Source organism: Pseudomonas sp. B707, assembly GCF_022496685.1.
Taxonomy (GTDB): domain Bacteria; phylum Pseudomonadota; class Gammaproteobacteria; order Pseudomonadales; family Pseudomonadaceae; genus Aquipseudomonas; species Aquipseudomonas paraglycinae.
Genome location: NZ_WTVE01000026.1, coordinates 18,740 through 36,492, shown reverse-complemented (window position 1 = coordinate 36,492; position 17,753 = coordinate 18,740). Strand labels below are relative to the sequence as shown.

Below are 17,753 nucleotides of genomic sequence, written 5' to 3'. Positions count from 1 at the left end.
CACGACTGATGCACTTCGACCTCACCGACCTGCGCCTGTACCTGCACATTCTCGACAGCGGCAACATCACCGCCGGCGCTGCGCGCAGTCACCTGTCGCTGGCCGCGGCCAGTGCGCGGATCCGGGCGATGGAAGCGTCGTTGGGCACCGAGTTCTTGGAGCGCGGGCGCCGTGGTGTCACGCCGACGCCGGCCGGCAAAGCCCTGGCGCAACATGCGCGGGTGTTGCTGCAACAGGCCGAACGTCTGCAACAGGATCTGGCCGAGTACGCGCGCGGCGTCAAAGGCCAGGTGCGTCTGCTGTGCAACACCACGGCACTCAGCGAATACCTGCCGGAGGTGCTGGCGGATTTCCTGCGCGAGCACCCAAACCTCGACATCGATCTGAAGGAACTGCCCAGCGCCCGCATCACCCACGCCTTGCGTCAGGGCGCGGCAGATCTGGGCATTGTGTCCGACGCGATCGACACCACCGACTTGCAGACCCGAGCCTTTCGCGATGATCCGCTGGTGCTGATTCTGCCGCTGGAACACCCACTGTCTGACGCGACCGAAGTCAGCTTCAGCGACGCCCTGCGCCACGACTTTGTCGGGCTGCACGTCGACAGTGCTCTGGCGGTGTACCTGGAAGAACAGGCCCTGCACAACGGCTCGCGGATGCAGATCCGTATCCGTGCCGATGGTTTCGACGGGGTGATGCGCATGGTGGCCCGAGGTGCCGGTCTGGGCATCGTGCCGCTGGCGGCGGTTCAGCGCGCTGCGCCGCAAGCCTTCAAGACCCTGCCGATGAATGAAGGCTGGGCCATGCGCAAACTGTTGCTGTGCGCCCGCGACTTCGCTTCCCTCCCCGCCTATGCCCGCGCGTTGCTCGACGCCTTGACTCTGCCCTGAGGGGCAGACTTTACCCTTGGGGTTTCTTCTTCAGGGGCAGTCATGATGGGCAAGCGGATTTTGTTGATTCTCGGTCATCCATCCAGCGAAAGTTTTTGTGCGGCACTGGCCGGACGTTACGCAAAGTCAGCTCGCGAGGCCGGGCACGATGTACGGGAAATAGTCCTCGGCCAACTCGATTTCGACCCGGTCCTGCGCGACGGCTACAGCCGAGCCCAGACACTTGAACCGGATCTGCTCCAGGCCCAGGCCGACCTGTTGTGGGCCGAACACCTGACGCTGGTGTACCCGATCTGGTGGGGCGGGATTCCGGCGCTGCTCAAAGGTTTTTTCGACCGGGTCCTGCTCCCCGGCTTCGCTTTCAAGTACCGCGAGGGCAAAGCGTTTCCCGACAAACTCCTGCACGGTCGCAGTGCCCACCTGCTGGTCACTATGGACACCCCGCCCTGGTATTACCGCTGGATCTATCGCATGCCCGGCCTGCACGAGGTGCGCAAAAACACGTTGGCGTTCTGCGGGATCGAACCGCGCCGGACGCTGACCTTCGGGCCAGTGCTCGGCGCCAGCGACCATCAACGCGAAACCTGGCTGAAGCAGGCCGGATCGATTGCCCGCCATTGAGTTTTCCGCTATTGGTGCGCATGCCCGCTGACGGAGAAAAGGGATTTGCACATGTACATCGGCCAGGCCGCACAGCGTTCGGGAACCACGATCAAGACCATCCGCCATTACGAGTCGATCGGCCTGCTGCCCGAGGCCCGGCGCCAGGGCAAATACCGGGTTTACGACCCGCAGACGGTCGAACTGCTGAGCTTTATCAAATGCGCGCAGGCGCTGGGTTTTCGCCTCAGGGAATTGCAGGCGATCTTTGCCGGCCAGCCCGAACTGACGCCTTATGAAAAAGCCCGCCGCGCGATTGCCGGCAAGCAACAGGAGATCGCGGCGCAGCTGTTGAAACTCAGCCGACAGCAAGAGGAATTGAGCGCGCTGGAGGCCAGTCTTGAACACGCGCAACAGCAATGCCTGTCGAGCGTATCGACCACAAAATAAGCACAAGGAATAGCTTGCAAGGTACGTATACATACGTACTATATCGCCAGAGCGGACGTGTTGCCCGATACCCGTTTTCGCACAACGACAACGGACAAGGAAGAACGGATCGGCTCCATTAAACCTACATGGAATGAGGTGACGCGATGGTTGATTCAACGGAGTTTCGTAATGCAATGGCGATGCTGGGGAGTGCCGTCACCATCGTCACGACCGATGGCCCTGCGGGGCGATTCGGCTTTACTGCATCGGCGGTGTGCAGCGTGACGGATTCACCGCCCACGCTGCTGGTGTGCGTCAATCGCTCGTCGTCCAATCACGAGCATTTCAAGACCAATGGCGTGCTGTGCGTGAACGTTCTGACCGGCGACCACCAGTCGACCTCCGGGGCGTTCGCCAATCGACAGTTGAGCATGCAAGAGCGCTTTTCCAGCGTGAATTGCCAGACCCTGAAAACCGGTTCGCCGGTGATCGAAGAGGCGCTGGTCAGCCTCGATTGCCGGGTCAGCAAGGTCGACGAGGTTGGCACCCACAGCATCTTCTACTGTGAAATCCTCGAACTGCAGCAGCACAGCGAGGCCACGGAAGGCCTGGTCTATTTCAACCGCAGTTACTACCGTCTGAACGACGAACTGCGCCTGGCACCCGAGCAGTGATCCAGACACCCGCTGGCCTCGGCTGACGCCGGCGGGTCATGACAGGGATGTAACCATGCTATTCAATGAAGACAACTTCGCGGATATCGACCTGAACCTGATCATCATTTTCCTGGTGCTGTTCCGCGAACGCAGCGTGTCACGCACGGCCGAGCGCCTGCACGTCAAACAACCCGCCATCAGCGGATCGCTGGCACGGTTGCGCAAGCGGTTCGATGATCCGTTATTTCTGCGCTCTTCGAGAACCATGCGCCCGACCTCGAAAGCCGAGCAACTGGCGCAAGCACTGACGCCGGCAATCAAGCAGATCGAAGCGGTGATCCGGCTCTGAAAAACCGGTGAAAAAAAACCTGCGAGGGGTCGCTTCCGCAGGTTTTTTTCATCAGGCCGACTTGAGCGCCTGAGCGTACTCGACCCGAGCCCAGAACGCCGGCAAAAAGCATTCGCTGACCAGCAGCGCCGAGCCATTGCGGGTGAAACGCGAACGCCGGGCCAACAGACGTTCGGCTTGCGGCGCGTAGCGATAGGACAGCGCGGCCAACGGCGCACCGGGCGGCAGCAAGGCACATTGGAAAGGCTCGCGCAGGGTCTGCTCCGACGTGTAGAGAATCTCGGCCAGAGGTCGACGGCCATAACCGTTCAGATCCGCCCAGTCGCCATTCAGTGCCGGCACGCTGGTCAGGCTGCGCGCGGTGACGCAGGCCTCGCCGTCGAGCTTCATCACCACCTCACGCACCCAGCCAATGGTGTTTGGCGGCACGTTCAGCGCTTGCGCTTCTTCAGGATTGAGCGGGCCATGGGACTGCTCGACGACTTCGATTGAATAATCGCCCATGGCTTTCAGACGTGGGGTCAGTGCCCCGGGCAAAAACAGCCAGTGATGCTCGGAGCCGGTCAATTCCGACAGCGGTCGCGATGACCAGTAATGACTTGTATCCATACCCGCTCACACCTTCCTGGTGATGGTGAATTGTTGGTTGCCGTGGAAGGCCAACCCTTCACCGGCGGTGTCTGTCACTCGGCTCCGTTTTCTTCGGTCACTTCGTGTTTGCTGATGACGCTGATGGTCTGTTCATCGGTCTTGACCGCCGCCAGCAGCGAGTCGAGCAATCCAGGAAAACGCACGTCCATGTCTTCACGACGCAAGGACAGCAGGTTTTCCCGACCGTAAGGGCGCTGCCAAATCAGACCGCTGTCGCGCAGAACCCGCCAGTGGTGAGTCATGGTCGACTTCGATGCGCCCTTGAGGATCCGGCCGCACGGATGTTCCTGGCCATCGGACAACACTTTCAACACGGTCAGGCGTAGCGGGCTTCCCAATGCGTTCAGCACATTTTCCAGAAGGATCTGATCCTGATTGGGATGATTCGGGACGTTCATAGGTAGGTACCCTTGATGATATAGGCGGGAAAAATCCGGCTTGTATTCGTCTATACGAGAACAGTAAGACTATACACAAGATGTTTTTTCCCCGCGACAGCCGCCCCGGAGGCGGCGTCCCGCAAAACAACTACAAATCGCTGCTCTGCGCTGTCTCCAGCGCGGGCGCCTGGAACCCGCCGCCCAGCGCTGCCATCAACGAAACCGAACTGTCGATGTGCTTGCTGTTGAGGAAGGCCAGGCGCATTTCGTCCTGAATCAATTGTTGCTCGATGTTAAGCGCATCGAGGAACGTGTCCTCCCCGGCCTTGTAGCGCGACTGCGACAGATCGTAAGACGACTGCGCAATCGAACAGGCATCGCGCTGCACGACGATCTGCTGCTCGAACGAACGCAACTGCGTCACCGAAATCGCCACCTCGTGCAGGGCCGAATTCAGCACCCGGTTGTACTGCGCGATGGAGCTGTCGAGTTCGGCATTGCCGGCCTTGAGATCCGAGCGCAGGCGCCCGGCATCGAAGATCGGCAGCGACACCGTCGGCGCCACATTCCAGAACTTGCTGACTCCAGCGAACAGCGCATCACCGGTCAGCGCATGAGAACCCGCCGCCGCCACCAGATTGATGTTCGGGTAGAACGTGGTCTTCACCGCCTCGACGTTTTTAGTCTCGGCCTCCACTCGCCAACGCGCAGCGACGATGTCCGGACGACGGCCCAACAACTGGGCTGGCAACTGCGCCGGCAAGGCCACCACACTGGCTTGCAGATTCGATGGGCGCTCGAGCGTGTGCGCACGATCAACGCCTTTGCCGATCAGCGCCGACAACTGGAGACGAGCAATTTCAATGTCTTCGTTGGCGCCGATCAGGGTCGATTCCGAACGCGCCTTGAGGCTCTGCACCTGCTTGAGTTGCGACAGGTTGTCGAGGCCCGAGCCGTAACGTGAATCCGTCAGGTCAACCAGTTTGCTCAAGCGTTCGAGATCGCGCTGGTTGAGCTCCGACACCTGCCACGCATACGCCAACTGGTTGTAAGCCTTGACCACATTGGTCGCGAGAATCAGCCGCGACGATTGCAGATCGACTTCCGCCGCTCGTGCGCTGTTCAGCGCCGATTCCCACGCGGCGCGCTGGCCGCCCCAGAGGTCGAAGGTGTAGCCGAAATTGACCGCCAGATTACGCGCGGTGAAGTACTTGTGGCCCTCGCCGCTGTAGTCCTCAAAGCGCGACAGCCGACCGCGAGTGACACCCGCCGACGCGTCCATTTCCGGATAACGCTCGGCGTCGCGCAAGTCGAGAAATGCGTTGGCCTTGGCCACCCGGGCAGCGACTTCCTGCAAGTCCGGGTTGCTGGCATACGCCTCCTCGATAAGAGCACCCAGACGTGGATCACCCAGCGATGTCCACCAGTCCGCACGCGGCCATTGGGCCGGCGGCAATTTGTCTTTCAGGCTGTCGGACGGCGCATCGCCGACCGCCAGCAACTTGCCCTGTTGATCGATCCCGGCGTAGTTCACACAACCGGCCGCCAACAGGATGGACGCCGCCAGCGGCGCCAGCATCAAACGTGTAATCGAATGCATGTCACGTCCTCACAGGATGGGTTGCGGCACGCCGGCCGGCTCGGCTTCGGGTGCGTGGCTCGGTTGCTTGATCGAACTGAGCAGCGTGTACACCGACGGCAGAATGAACAGGGTGAACAAGGTGCCGATCAGCATCCCCACCACAATCACCAGGCCCAGGCCGAAGCGGCTGTTGGCGCCGGCACCGCTGGCGAACAACAGCGGCGCGAGGCCGACCACCATGGCAGCGGTGGTCATCAGAATCGGCCGCAGACGCACCTGCGCGGCGTGCTGGATCGCTTGCACGCGGTCCATGCCTTGCTGGCGCTGCAACTCGTTGGCGAACGCGACCATCAGGATCCCGTGCTTACTGATCAGACCGATCAGCGTGATCAGGCCGATCTGGGTGTAGATGTTCATCGACGTCATGCCCAGCGCCAGCGGCACTAGGGCCCCGCAGATCGACAGCGGCACGCTGATCAGAATGATGAACGGGTCGCGGAAGCTCTCGTATTGCACGCTCAGCACCAGATAGATGATCACCAGGGCCAGGCCGAAGGTGAACGCCAGGCTGTTGCCTTCCTGCACGTATTGGCGGGCGTCGGACTGCCAGTCGAAACTGAAGCCGGCCGGGAAGCCTTCCGATTGTTTTTGCAGGAAGCCCACTGCATCACCCAACGTTACGCCCGGCGCTGGGATGGCCTGGAACGTGGCGGAGTTCTGTTGGTTGAACTGGGTCAGGCGATTCGGCTCGACCTTGACGCTGAGAGTGGCCAGTGTCGACAGCGGCACCGGATTACCCTTCTGGTCCTTCACGTAATACAGCTTCAAGGTTTCCGGAGTCAGGCGATCCGCCGACATCGACTGCGGGATCACGTCATAGGAACGGCCGTGGAACGAGAACCGGTTGACGTACTTCTCGCCGATCAGGCTGTTCAGCGTTTCGCCGATGTCCTGCATGCGGATGCCCAAGGCGTTGGCCTTGGCCCGGTCGACCTGGATTTCCACCACCGGGTTGTTGAAGTCCAGATCACTGTCGACCACCGCGAACAGACCGCTGGCTTGCGCCGCCTGCTTGAGCTTATCCATCACGTTGTACAGCGCCAGATATTCCTGATCGCTGCGGATCACCATCTGCACCGGCAGGCCACCGGTAGAGCCCGGCAACGGCGGCATCTGGAACACGAAAATGCTCGTGCCTTCGATCTGGTTCACCCGCGCCTGCAAGTCGGGCTGGATGGTGTTGGCATCGCGGCCGCGTTTTTCCCAGTCCACCAGGTTGATCCCGCCGACGCTGTTGGACAGACCGTCGGAACCGTTCGCCACCCAGTTGCTGTAACCCTCGGGGATTTCGTTGAAGGTCTTGTACAGCTCGTGTGCGTAGGCTTCGAGGTAGTTCAGGTTGGCGTGCTGTGGTGCCTTGATCGCGGTCAGCAGGATGTTCTGGTCTTCCAGCGGCGCCAGTTCGGTCTGCGCCGAGCGATAGAGGAACGGCAGGCTGAAGAAGATCACCAGCGCCACGCTCAGGCTGATCCAGCGACGCGCCAGCGAACCGCCGAGCAGTGCGCCATAACGACGGGACAGATACTGGAAGAATCGATCCGCCTTGACCGCCATGAAGCCTTCGCTGGTTTTCGCGTCCAGCAGACGGGTACTCATGATCGGCGACAGGGTCAGGGCGACGATGCCGGAAATCACCACGGCACCGGCCAAGGTCAGCGCGAACTCCTTGAACAGCGTGCCGGTAAGGCCGCCCATCAGACCGATCGGCGCATACACCGCCGCCAGGGTGAAGGTCATCGCCACCACCGGACCGGCCACTTCACGGGCGCCGATCAGCGCGGCGTCGAACGGCGTCTTGCCCTCTTCGATGTGACGGTGAACGTTCTCCACCACGACGATGGCGTCGTCCACCACCAGCCCGATGGCGAGCACCATGGCAAGCAGGGTCAGCAGGTTGAGGCTGAAGCCGAACATCTGCATCAGCATCGCCGCGCCGAGCATCGACAGCGGGATGGTCACCAGCGGAATCAGCACGGTGCGGAACGTGCCCAGGCACAGGTAAATCACCAGCACCACGATCACCAACGCTTCGAGCAGGGTGTAGCTCACCTCGTCGATCGACGACTGAATGAAGTGCGCCACTTCGAACGGGATCTGCACGGTCACGCCCGGCGGCAGGGTTTCCTGGATCTGCGGCAGCAATTCACGCACACGTTTGACGATGACCAGCGGGTTGCCGGTCGGTGCCGCGTCCAGACCGAGGAACAGCGCCGGCACATCGCTCATCGCGCCGCTGGTGTCGGTGGAGGCGGCGTTCAGCTCCACGGTGCCGACGTCACGCACACGGATGATGTGGCCGTTGTCGTTGCGCAGCACCATGTCGCGGAAATCTTCGACGCTGTTCAGGTCGGTGTTGACCCGCAGGTTGCTGACCACGTACAGGCCTTTGACCTGACCCGGAGCCGCCTGAAAGTTGTTGCCCTCGATGGCCGCCGAAACGTCCTGCCCGGTCATGCCGTAACCGGCCAGACGCTGCGGGTCGAGCCACAGGCGCATGGACAGTTTCTGCTCGCCCATGATGTTGATCTTGGCCACGCCTTCGATGCCGGCGAACATCGGCTCGACGACGCGGGAGATGTAGTCGGACATCTCCGGAATGGTCAGGTTGGAGCTGGCGAACGCGACGTAGGCCACGCTGGTGAAGCCGCCGGACGTGCGTTCCACCACCGGGTCGTACGCGTCCTTCGGCAAGCGGTATTTGATCTGGTTGACCTTGGCCATGACCTCGGTCAGCGCCGCGATGGAGTCACTGTTCAGTGCCATGCGGATCGTCACCTGGCTGCGACCCTGGGTCGAAGTCGACGACAGATAGTCGATGCCCTCGACCGAGGCCACGGCCTGGCTGATCGGCTGCGTGACGAAGCCTTGCATCAGCTCCGAAGAGGCGCCGGGGTACTGGGTCGTGACCGTGATGGTCGACGTCTCCAGCATCGGGTACTGGCGGATCGGCAGGTTCATCAGCGCGCGCACCCCGAACAGCAGGATCAGCGTGCTGACCACCACGGCCAGCACCGGGCGGCGAAGAAAGAGGTCGGTGAAATTCATTTTTCCAGCCCACTGAGTTTAAGAGCAATCGTGTCCGGCACGCCTTCCACCGCCACGCCGTCGTGGAGCTTGAGCTGGCCGGACGTCACCACCTGCACGCCCTCGGTCAGGCCCTTGTCGACCACCGCCCAGCCATCGCGGCGCTCGCCGACCTTGATGCTTTCGCGCTTGACCTTCTGCACGCCGGCTTCGTCGGTGTAGACCGAGAACACGCTCTCGCCGTAGGCGTTGTAGGTGATCGCGGTTTCCGGAATCAGCAGCTCGGCGGTCTGCGGCAGGGTCACCGAGACCCGTGCGTACATGCCGGGACGCAGGCGTTTTTGCGTGTCGGTAATGACCGCTTGCACGTTGATGGTGTGGGACTGGTTGATCTGCGGATCGACCGCGACGATCTTGCCGGCGAAGGTCACATCACCCCAGGCATCGACCTTGGCCTGCACGGTCTGGCCCAGTTGCACTTGCGAGCCATCGCGCTCGGCGAGGGTGAAGTTGACGCGCAGCACGCCCGGATCGGTCAGGGTTGCCACCGCGCTGCCGGCCTGCAGGTATTGGCCCAGGTGCGCCTGGCGAATGCCGAGGGTGCCGGCGAACGGCGCACGAATGTGCCGTTGGGCGATCTGCGCCTGCATGCGCTCCATGTCGCCTTTGGCCGCGTCGTATTGAGCGCGGGCACTGTCGAAGGCGCGACGGCTTTCGGCGCCGGTCTTGGCCAGTTCCTGGACCCGGGCGAACTGGGCCTTGGCCGATTCGTACTCGCCTTTAAGGCGAACCAGTTCGCCTTGCTCCGGCGCATCGTTGAGCTTGAGCAGCACTTGCCCCGCCTTCACTTCATCGCCGGACTCGAAATCGATGTCCACCACTTTGCCGCTGACTTCAGCCGACACCAGCACCTGACGCTGGGCTTCGAGTTTGCCGATGGCTTCGAGGTAGTAGGTGTACGGTTGTTTCTTGACCACGGCCAGACCGACCCGGGTGCTGGGAATCCGTTGCTCGGCCGCCGCCGGTGGCGGCGACCAGAAACGCCAGCCCAGTGCAGCAGACAACACCACCACAAGAATAATAAAGATCAGCGACTTGATAATGTTTCGAGCAAGCATGTGGCACTCCCTTGACTCTTTGCTGCGAGCACAAAAGTTTGAGTTTTAAGAAAATAAAGGTGCAACTTAAGGCGGGCGCGTTATCGATCCTTGTGAACTTTCACTTGTAAACGCGCCCGCTTTATTTATCCGTTGTTACGCCGCGGCCAGTACGTTGGTTTTATCCAGGTAATACTTGCCGATACCGTGCAAGTTCAAAGGCGAAAGGGTGAAGTGTTTCGAACCGGTGTGGATATCGCGGAAGCAACGCTCCAGAAAGTGCGACTTGTAGACGGCTTTGGAACCGGCCATCGAGTAGATCTGGTTGACCGCATTGACCGAGTTCTCGGTCAGCACCGAGGCTGCCAGGCCGACGCGGGCGCTGACCGGTTCGCCGATGGTTTCACCCCGGTTGATCACCTGATGGATAGCATCTTCCAGCAGCAGTTGTGCGGTGTGTACCGCGGAGATGGCGCGACCGGTCTTCTCGAAGATCACCCCTTCCAGGCCCGGGTCGGTGTTCACGGCGCGGTCATTGCGGAAGTGATCGACCGCAGCCCGGGCCACGCCGAGCACGGTGGACATCGCCGCCAGGGTGCCGAACTCGTAGTAACCGGTGGCATAGGCCCGGGAGCTGCGCGCTTCGGGGGATTGCTTGAGGGTTTCGACATCCAGCGAGAAAGACTTGTGGACGATCACGCTGGAGCACTGGAAGTGATGGCTGCCGGTGCCGCGCATGCCCAGGGTGTCCCAGGTCGGCAGGATGGTGCACTGGCTGGCGGGCACGAAGAACATCCGCACTTCCGGAGTGGTGTTGTTTTCAGTGCCCTTGACTGTGGCGGTGCAGACCAGCCAGTCGGCGTGGGCCGAGCCGCTGGCGAACGCCCATTTGCCGCTCAGCAGGTACTCGTCGCCCATCGGCAGCGCTTCGCCACCGGAGTGGATGGCGCCGATCACGAAACCGTCGCAGTGGTTGTAGATCGCTTCGGAAGTGGCTTCCGGCAGGTAATCCGACAGGCGCCCCATCGCCACTTGCACCGCCAGCTGCCAGGACAGCGAAGCGTCAAACCGGGCGAATTCCAGCAGCAGGGCCGAGGTGGTCTGGATATCGACCTGGGACCCGCCAAACGCCTTGGACACCGAGGTGCGGCCAAAACCTTCCTTGAAGAATCGGGACATCACATCCTTGTGCGTCGCGTTGGTCTGCTCGCTGTAATCGCGGTGCTGAATAATCAGCGGATTCAGTGCACGCACCTTCTCGAGCCATTCATTGGATTCGGAGGGAAGGCTGTTCCATTGCATTAGATTTTTCATAACGGCTCCTAGCTATTATTTATTTACGATCAGCAGACGAAAAAACAGACAGAACTTTTTATTGTTGTTAAACCCCGATAAAAATGTACGTCTACAGTCGTACATTTGACAAGCACTATTATCAGACTTCTTTCATTTCCCAATAAAAGAGCAATCACTGTCCGACAATAACGCAAGGCGCAATAGGCCAACGTAACTTGCGCACAAGTTACGTTGCTTGAAACTTTTGGATTACTTCACGCCGGCACGCCGATCACTGACTTTCGACAGTGAGGCCCAGTCCTGATCGGCCTGACCATGGGCCATGCCGTCCAGCAGGTTGTCCTTCAACACGCTGGCAAACGGCAGCGGCACCTGCGCCGCTTCACCGGCCTCCAGCGCCAGGCGTACATCCTTGAGACCCAGCGACAACTTGAAACCCGCCGGCTCGAATTTCTCATCGACCATCAGCTTGCCGTAGCCCTGATAGACCGGCACGGCAAACAGGGTCGAGGTGATCATCTCGATGAACGCCTCGCGATTGATGCCGTACCCGCCGGCCAGGGTCGAGGCTTCGGCCATGGATTCGATCGCCGAAGCGATCATCAGATTGGCCGACAGTTTGGCGGCGCAAGCCACTTCAGCCGTGTCGCCGAGCGTCCAGGTCTTGCGCCCCAGCACGTCGAACAGCGGCTGTACCCGGGCCAGTGCTTCGGCGGGCCCGGAGGCGAGAATGTTCAGATTGCCAGCGGCCGCCACATCGACTCGCCCCAGCACCGGTGCCGACACGTAACCGACGCCGCGTGCTTCATGCACGGTCGCCAGTTCTCTGGCCAGCGCCACGGACACCGTGGACATGTTGACGTGCACGCTGCCGGCCTGCAGACCGTCCATGGCCTTGGCGTCGAAGAACACCGAGCGGATAGCCGTGTCATCGCCGAGCATGGAAATCAGCACCTCGGCCTTCGCCGCCAGCGCCGGTGTCTCGACAGGTTCGGCGCCGGCCTTGGCCAGTGCTTCCAGCGGTGCCGACGAACGATTCCACACGCGGACCCGATGCCCGGCTTTCAGCAGGTTCAGCACCATCGGTGCGCCCATCGTGCCCAGACCGATAAATCCCAGTTCCATGTCGCGTTCCTCTCTCGATGAGGTGTTCAAAGCCGTTCAGACGATGATGCAGAATTGCGATTGTACGTGTACAGGCGTACATTTCAAGTGCCGCGACGATTCATTCTTCGCGGCAAGGGTTTCAAACACACCTTTACCCAAGGCAAGGAGGCTTTATGCAATTCGGGATCTACACCGTTGGCGACGTCACACAAGACCCTACCAACGCCCGTACCCCCAACGAATCCGAGCGCATCCAGGCCACCCTGCAAATTGCGCAGAAGGCCGAAGACATCGGGCTGGACGTGTTCGCCACCGGCGAGCACCACAATCCCCCGTTCATCACCTCCTCTCCCACCACGCTGCTGGCTTACATCGCAGCCAAGACCCAACGCATCATTCTCTCGACGTCTACCACCCTGATCAGCACCAACGATCCGGTGCGTCTGGCCGAAGAATATTCGCTGCTGCAAAACCTCTGCGGCGGCCGTATGGACCTGATGCTCGGCCGGGGCAACACCGCGCCGGTCTATCCCTGGTTCGGCAAGAGCATCGCCGACGGTCTGCCACTGGCGATGGAAAACTATCGCCTGCTGCACCGGCTCTGGCGCGAAGAAGACCTCAACTGGAGTGGACGCTTTCGCACTCCGCTGAAAAACTTCACCTCGATCCCGAGGCCCCTCGATGACCTGCCGCCCTTCGTCTGGCACGGCTCGATCCGCACCCCGGAAATCGCCGAGCAGGCCGCGTATTACGGCGACGGTTTTTTCGCCAGCCACATCCTCTGGCCCCGTGAGCATTTCATGGCGCTGGTCGAGTTCTACCGCGCGCGGTTTGCCCATTACGGTCACGGCACGCCGGAGCAGGCGATCGTCGGTCTCGGCGGGCATATTTTCATGCGCCGCAACTCGCAGGATGCGCGCCGGGAATTCCGTCCCTACTTCGACAACGCCCCGGTGTATGGCCACGGTCCATCTCTGGAAGAGTTCATGGAAATGACCCCGCTGGCCGTCGGCAGCCCTCAGGAAATCATCGACAAGACCCTGACCTTCCGCGAGTACTTCGGCGACTATCAGCGCCAGCTGTTCCTGTTCGACCATGGCGGCATTCCGCTGAAGACCGTGCTGGAACAACTCGACATGTTCGGCAAGGAAGTGTTGCCGGTGTTGCGTGAAGAAACCCGCAAACGCCGCTCGCCGCTGGCGGCCGAAGCGCCGACACATGCCAATCGCCTGGCCCGGTTGCAAACCCTGTCGGCCGATCCGCACGCCACGGCCAAAGCTGCACAACTCGACAGCGTGACCGGCCACTGAACCTGTGGGAGCGAGCACGCTCGCTCCCACACTTGATCAGGCAGCGCCTTTCAACGGGCGCTGCGCATCCATCGCCACCACCACGTCATCGTGGATCAAACGCGCCAGATACTGACCGTAACCGGTCTTGCTCATGCTGCCCGCGTGCACCAGCAATTGCGCGTCGTCGATCCAGCCCTTGTTGTAGGCGATCTCTTCGAGGCAGGCGATTTTCAGGCCCTGGCGTTTCTCGATGGCCTGCACGAAATTGCCGGCCTCAATCAACGCATCGTGGGTTCCGGTATCCAGCCAGGCCATCCCACGCCCCATCACCGATACGTTCAATTTCCCGCGTTGCAGATAGACGTTGTTGACATCGGTAATCTCCAGTTCACCTCGCGGCGATGGCTTGATGTCGGCGGCAATCTTCAGCACTTCGTTGTCGTAGAAATACAGGCCGGTGACGGCATAGTTGGACTTCGGATCGCTCGGTTTTTCGCAGATGCTCAAGGCCTTGCCGGCAGCATCGAATTCCACCACGCCAAAGCGCTCGGGATCGGCCACGTAGTAACCGAACACCGTAGCGCCTTCATCACGCGCCGCCGCTAGCAGCAGGGTTTCGCCGAAGCCGGCGCCGTAGAAAATGTTGTCGCCGAGCACCAGGCAGACGTTGTCTTCACCGACGAATTCGCGACCGATGATGAACGCTTGAGCGAGACCGTCCGGGCTCGGTTGTACCGCGTAGCTCAGGCTCAGGCCCAACTGACTGCCGTCGCCAAGCATGCGCTGGAAGCCCGGCAGATCTTCCGGGGTGGAGATGATCAGGATCTCGCGGATTTCCGCCAGCATCAGCACCGACAGCGGGTAGTAGATCATCGGTTTGTCATACACCGGCAGCGACTGTTTCGAGACGCCCAGGGTGATCGGGTGCAGACGCGAACCGGCGCCGCCCGCCAGCAGAATTCCTTTGTACTTGGCCATGCTAATTTCCTTTTAAGCAATTGGTTTTGAATGAGTGTGTATTCAAGCCACAAGGGCTTCGTCGCGTTGTTCGCCGAGGCGCTCCAGCGCGTAGGCACCGGACATCACCCGCAGCCACCAGGCGCGGTTGTCGAGGTACCAGTCGACGGTTTTCTTCATGCCGCTTTCGAAGGTTTCCTGCGGGGTCCAGCCCAGCGTTGCGTGGATTTTCCCGGCATCGACGGCATAGCGTTTGTCGTGGCCCGGACGATCCTTGACGAAGGTGATCAGATCGCGGAAGTGAGCAACACCCGCCGGCTTTTCCGCGCCGCGTGCCTCAAGCAAATCGCACAGGGTTTGCACCACTTCCAGGTTGGTCTTCTCGTTGTGGCCGCCGATGTTGTAGGTCTGCCCGACCTCACCGCGCGTGACCACCGCGTACAGGGCGCGGGCGTGATCTTCGACGAACAGCCAGTCGCGGATTTGTGCGCCATCGCCGTACACCGGCAACGGCTTGCCTTGCAGCGCATTGAGAATGACGTGAGGAATCAGTTTTTCCGGGAAGTGATACGGCCCGTAATTGTTCGAGCAATTGCTCATCACCACCGGCAGGCCAAAGGTGCGATGCCAGGCGCGGACCAGATGATCGGAACCGGCCTTGGTCGCCGAGTACGGCGAACTGGGCGCATACGGCGTGCGCTCGGTGAACGCCGGATCTTCGGGTTCCAGGTCGCCATACACTTCATCGGTGGAAATGTGATGGAAACGGAACGCCGCCTGTCGCGCCGCGTCCAGTCGGTTCCAGTAACCACGCGCCGCTTCGAGCATCGTGTAGGTGCCGACGATGTTGGTTTCGATGAAGGCTTGCGGGCCATCGATCGAGCGGTCCACGTGGGACTCGGCGGCCAGGTGCATCACCGCATCCGGTTGCAGGCGCGCGAACAGTTCGTCCAGCGCCGGCTTGTCGCAGATGTCGACCTGGCAGAAACGGTAACGCGGCGAATCGGACACATCGGCCAGCGATTCAAGGTTGCCGGCGTAGGTCAGTTTGTCGACGTTGATCACTTCACATTCGGTCTCTTCAATCAGAAACCGCACCACGGCCGAGCCAATGAAGCCCGCGCCCCCTGTCACTAAAATTTTCATCAGCGCCTCCCCTGGCAAAATGATGATTGAACGTCCTTCGATGCTGTGTGCGGGTCAGTTCAACAATGCAACCCAGTATGGCGACAGCCCTTGTTCGAGAATCAGCAGCGTCTGGATGCAGACGAAGCTTTCGTCAGTGGTTGCCGAGGTTGCGTTGAGCGGGCCGAAACCACCGTCCTGCTTCTGATGGGCAGCGATCCAGTCTTTCGATTCCTGCAAATACGTCGGCTGCGCGTCGAGCAGATACATTGCTGCGATGGCCATGTAAGTACCCACCAGACTGACCGCTTTGCCCGGCCGGTAGTGGAACGAGCCGTTGGCCAGCTGCAGCTTTTGCAGCCAGGCGACGGTCTGTTCGGCATCGACGATGCGTCGGTTGAGAATGAACAGCGTCGACACCACGCGGTACACCGAAAAGGCGTCCGGCGGATACCCGGGTTTGTTGGCGAAACCGCCATCGGCCGAGCGGCAGCGCAAGGCGAACGCCATCACGCCCTGCTCGTCCGGCGCCTTGGCTTCAAGGGCATGCAGCGACAGCACCGCCAGGTTGGTGTGCCAGATGTCCGAGCTGAAACCCGGCACATCGCCGAACCCGCCATCGGGGTTCTGACACGCTTGCAGGTAACGCACGCAACCGCCGATATCGTTCGGCAACGCGCCCAGCACTCGCAGCGACAGCACCGCGCAGTAGGTCGCGAACACATCGCTCAGATGCCCCGGTTGCTCGGCAAATCCACCGTCGGTGTTTTGTGAAGCCCTGATGCAATCGATCAGGCTGGCCTTGTTTTCGATTTGCAGACCCAGCGCATGCAAGTCCGAGATCACGTGCAACCCGGAGAACACCTGCCAGGTCTTGTCGGCACGGAACCCCAGTGGCGCGGTTTCGGCAGTCAGCCCGTAAGGCGTTTCATTCGATGCCCGAGCCTTGGCCAGCCAAGCCAGATAACGCTGCAGATCGACATTGATGGTCGGCACGCCATTCGGATGAATGCGCTGCACATCACCACCGCCATCGATCACTTGCAGCTCACGGTTTACCAACGCCGCATCGTCATGATGAGTGACGGCAGCGGCCGGTTCGATGGACTGCAAGGCGTGGGCGGCGGCGAGCTGGGTTTTCAGGCTTTTCAGGTGCAACGGCAGGTACGTCAGGTTGCCGATGCTGAAGATCCCCGGCTGACGCGGCGGCGCCCAGAACTGCCGAATGAATGGCACGGTCGGGTCATCCGGCGTCGACCAGAAATAGCCCTTGCCCATGAACAGCCCGCCATTGCGGGCGTCGTGAAACTCCAGCAACGCTGCCGTCACCGAAGCCCGGTCGGCTTCGCTCGCGCCGGACGGCAAGGCTTGAATCGCCTGCAACAGCAACGCCACGTCGTAGGCAGTCTTGATCGGAAATGGCGACTCGTGATGTTTGTACGAGGTGTGCCAGTCGCAACGCACTTTGCCGTTGATCCCGACCCGATCCCAATACCCGCCGTACGCCGGATCGCGGAACAGCGCCAGGGTTTGCAGCAGGAACGAACGGGCCAGATTCGACAACGCATTATCGTCGCGCGCGTCAGCCAGTTGCGCCAGCACCAGACTGACCTGAGCCCGCACACCGCAACGGGTCAGCGCCACATCGACACAGGATTGACTGTCGCTGCCGGCCACCCGGCCGATCAGGTTTTCCGCATGAATCTGCAAGTGCCCGACCAAGCCGAGACCCAACGGCTGATTGTCGATACGCGCCAACAAGGCCGTGGCACTGATGTCGAGATCGATCGAGGTCGCGAGCTCCAGCGGAGTCGACCAGTCGCTGCTGTACAGACCGGCGACCGTGGAACGGGCGTAGAGCGCTTCGACCTTTTCCAGCAGGCCGTGGATCGCAGCATTGTTCGCCGCGTCCTGCGGCACCCGGCGCTGATAGGCAATCAACGCCGCCAGCGCGTCCAGTTGCAGCGCCAGCGTGCGGCAGCGTCCGGAGCCGTGCGGCGTCCAGTAGCGGTCGGCCAGTTCGTGGAAACCGCCATTCGACGCATCGTGCAAACGCATCAGCCCGTCATGGGCAAAACGCAGTTCGACATCGTCGCCGTGTTCAGCCTGGTAGAGCGTCGCCGCGACCTGATCCTGCAACTGCTTGTCGCTGGAAATCGCAACCTCGCCACTGGCATCGGTCACGGCGAAAAAACCGCCGTGGTCGATGTCCTTGAGGCCTTGATCAAATAGAAACTGCGGATGCAGTGACATGG

The 17,753-nt window shown here is 61.0% G+C and carries 16 protein-coding genes; 6 read left to right on the top strand and 10 right to left on the bottom strand.

Translation table 11 applies throughout. The features are described 5' to 3' along the window. Window positions 1-8: 8 nt before the first annotated feature. From GQX66_RS15030 to GQX66_RS15010, 5 genes are all read left to right on the top strand, one after another. Window positions 9-890, top strand: a complete 882-nt coding sequence (locus GQX66_RS15030) for a LysR substrate-binding domain-containing protein (RefSeq protein WP_240869884.1) — start codon at window positions 9-11, stop codon at window positions 888-890. A gap of 42 nt (window positions 891-932) precedes the next feature. Further along, window positions 933-1,511 (top strand): NAD(P)H-dependent oxidoreductase, encoded by a 579-nt coding sequence (locus GQX66_RS15025; protein WP_240869882.1) that lies wholly within the window; start codon window positions 933-935, stop codon window positions 1,509-1,511. A gap of 51 nt (window positions 1,512-1,562) precedes the next feature. Then, complete coding sequence (locus GQX66_RS15020) at window positions 1,563-1,940, top strand: MerR family transcriptional regulator (RefSeq protein ID WP_085746847.1); 378 nt, start codon at window positions 1,563-1,565, stop codon at window positions 1,938-1,940. Between the two features lie 146 nt (window positions 1,941-2,086). Further along, window positions 2,087-2,596 (top strand): flavin reductase, encoded by a 510-nt coding sequence (locus tag GQX66_RS15015; RefSeq protein WP_007953834.1) that lies wholly within the window; start codon window positions 2,087-2,089, stop codon window positions 2,594-2,596. Window positions 2,597-2,651: 55 nt separating this feature from the next. Then, complete coding sequence (locus tag GQX66_RS15010; protein WP_007953837.1) at window positions 2,652-2,927, top strand: LysR family transcriptional regulator; 276 nt, start codon at window positions 2,652-2,654, stop codon at window positions 2,925-2,927. Window positions 2,928-2,978: 51 nt separating this feature from the next. On the opposite strand, the gene GQX66_RS15005 is transcribed toward GQX66_RS15010, so the two are convergent. The 7 genes from GQX66_RS15005 to GQX66_RS14975 form a co-directional block, all read right to left on the bottom strand. Next, entirely contained in the window at window positions 2,979-3,536 is a 558-nt protein-coding gene (locus GQX66_RS15005; RefSeq protein WP_240869879.1) for a chorismate lyase, read from the bottom strand. A gap of 74 nt (window positions 3,537-3,610) precedes the next feature. Further along, window positions 3,611-3,976, bottom strand: a complete 366-nt coding sequence (locus tag GQX66_RS15000; protein ID WP_102687318.1) for a helix-turn-helix domain-containing protein — start codon at window positions 3,974-3,976, stop codon at window positions 3,611-3,613. Between the two features lie 130 nt (window positions 3,977-4,106). After that, a complete protein-coding gene (locus tag GQX66_RS14995; protein WP_240869877.1) occupies window positions 4,107-5,558 on the bottom strand; it encodes an efflux transporter outer membrane subunit in 1,452 nt (483 codons plus the stop codon). 9 nt (window positions 5,559-5,567) lie between these two features. Continuing rightward, window positions 5,568-8,645, bottom strand: coding sequence for a MexW/MexI family multidrug efflux RND transporter permease subunit (locus GQX66_RS14990; RefSeq protein ID WP_240869875.1), 3,078 nt, complete (start codon window positions 8,643-8,645; stop codon window positions 5,568-5,570). After that, window positions 8,642-9,742, bottom strand: a complete 1,101-nt coding sequence (locus GQX66_RS14985; RefSeq protein WP_085607993.1) for an efflux RND transporter periplasmic adaptor subunit — start codon at window positions 9,740-9,742, stop codon at window positions 8,642-8,644. The genes GQX66_RS14990 and GQX66_RS14985 overlap by 4 nt, the downstream gene beginning before the upstream one ends. A 135-nt stretch (window positions 9,743-9,877) precedes the next feature. Further along, window positions 9,878-11,035: an oxidoreductase gene (locus GQX66_RS14980; RefSeq protein WP_240869873.1), complete on the bottom strand. Its 1,158-nt coding sequence runs from the start codon at window positions 11,033-11,035 to the stop codon at window positions 9,878-9,880. A gap of 231 nt (window positions 11,036-11,266) precedes the next feature. Next, window positions 11,267-12,172, bottom strand: a complete 906-nt coding sequence (locus tag GQX66_RS14975) for an NAD(P)-dependent oxidoreductase (protein ID WP_276613516.1) — start codon at window positions 12,170-12,172, stop codon at window positions 11,267-11,269. A 125-nt stretch (window positions 12,173-12,297) separates the two neighbouring features. Between GQX66_RS14975 and GQX66_RS14970 the strand changes: the two genes are divergently transcribed. Continuing rightward, window positions 12,298-13,434, top strand: a complete 1,137-nt coding sequence (locus tag GQX66_RS14970) for an LLM class flavin-dependent oxidoreductase (protein WP_240869866.1) — start codon at window positions 12,298-12,300, stop codon at window positions 13,432-13,434. 36 nt (window positions 13,435-13,470) lie between these two features. Here GQX66_RS14970 and rfbA read toward each other — a convergent pair whose 3' ends face one another. Genes rfbA through GQX66_RS14955 form a run of 3 tightly spaced genes read right to left on the bottom strand, consistent with a single transcriptional unit; the run spans window position 13,471 to window position 17,751 of the window. Then, window positions 13,471-14,394, bottom strand: coding sequence for a glucose-1-phosphate thymidylyltransferase RfbA (gene rfbA, locus GQX66_RS14965; RefSeq protein ID WP_085746840.1), 924 nt, complete (start codon window positions 14,392-14,394; stop codon window positions 13,471-13,473). A gap of 42 nt (window positions 14,395-14,436) precedes the next feature. Continuing rightward, window positions 14,437-15,519: a dTDP-glucose 4,6-dehydratase gene (gene rfbB, locus GQX66_RS14960; protein WP_240869865.1), complete on the bottom strand. Its 1,083-nt coding sequence runs from the start codon at window positions 15,517-15,519 to the stop codon at window positions 14,437-14,439. 54 nt (window positions 15,520-15,573) lie between these two features. Next, the gene (locus tag GQX66_RS14955; RefSeq protein WP_240869864.1) at window positions 15,574-17,751 is read right to left on the bottom strand and encodes a prenyltransferase/squalene oxidase repeat-containing protein; all 2,178 of its coding nucleotides are present in this window, start codon (window positions 17,749-17,751) and stop codon (window positions 15,574-15,576) included. Window positions 17,752-17,753 lie beyond the last annotated feature (2 nt).

Excerpts from the sequence above, each read along its gene's own strand:
- rfbB (WP_240869865.1), bottom strand. The coding sequence starts at position 15,519 with ATGAAAATTTTAGTGACAGGGGGCGCGGGCTTCATTGGCTCGGCCGTG.
- GQX66_RS14985 (WP_085607993.1), bottom strand. The coding sequence starts at position 9,742 with ATGCTTGCTCGAAACATTATCAAGTCGCTGATCTTTATTATTCTTGTG.
- GQX66_RS14990 (WP_240869875.1), bottom strand. The coding sequence starts at position 8,645 with ATGAATTTCACCGACCTCTTTCTTCGCCGCCCGGTGCTGGCCGTGGTG.
- GQX66_RS15030 (WP_240869884.1), top strand. The coding sequence starts at position 9 with ATGCACTTCGACCTCACCGACCTGCGCCTGTACCTGCACATTCTCGAC.
- GQX66_RS15005 (WP_240869879.1), bottom strand. The coding sequence starts at position 3,536 with ATGGATACAAGTCATTACTGGTCATCGCGACCGCTGTCGGAATTGACC.
- GQX66_RS14995 (WP_240869877.1), bottom strand. The coding sequence starts at position 5,558 with ATGCATTCGATTACACGTTTGATGCTGGCGCCGCTGGCGGCGTCCATC.
- GQX66_RS15020 (WP_085746847.1), top strand. The coding sequence starts at position 1,563 with ATGTACATCGGCCAGGCCGCACAGCGTTCGGGAACCACGATCAAGACC.
- GQX66_RS15000 (WP_102687318.1), bottom strand. The coding sequence starts at position 3,976 with ATGAACGTCCCGAATCATCCCAATCAGGATCAGATCCTTCTGGAAAAT.
- rfbA (WP_085746840.1), bottom strand. The coding sequence starts at position 14,394 with ATGGCCAAGTACAAAGGAATTCTGCTGGCGGGCGGCGCCGGTTCGCGT.
- GQX66_RS15025 (WP_240869882.1), top strand. The coding sequence starts at position 933 with ATGATGGGCAAGCGGATTTTGTTGATTCTCGGTCATCCATCCAGCGAA.
- GQX66_RS14955 (WP_240869864.1), bottom strand. The coding sequence starts at position 17,751 with ATGTCACTGCATCCGCAGTTTCTATTTGATCAAGGCCTCAAGGACATC.
- GQX66_RS15015 (WP_007953834.1), top strand. The coding sequence starts at position 2,087 with ATGGTTGATTCAACGGAGTTTCGTAATGCAATGGCGATGCTGGGGAGT.
- GQX66_RS14980 (WP_240869873.1), bottom strand. The coding sequence starts at position 11,035 with ATGAAAAATCTAATGCAATGGAACAGCCTTCCCTCCGAATCCAATGAA.
- GQX66_RS15010 (WP_007953837.1), top strand. The coding sequence starts at position 2,652 with ATGCTATTCAATGAAGACAACTTCGCGGATATCGACCTGAACCTGATC.
- GQX66_RS14970 (WP_240869866.1), top strand. The coding sequence starts at position 12,298 with ATGCAATTCGGGATCTACACCGTTGGCGACGTCACACAAGACCCTACC.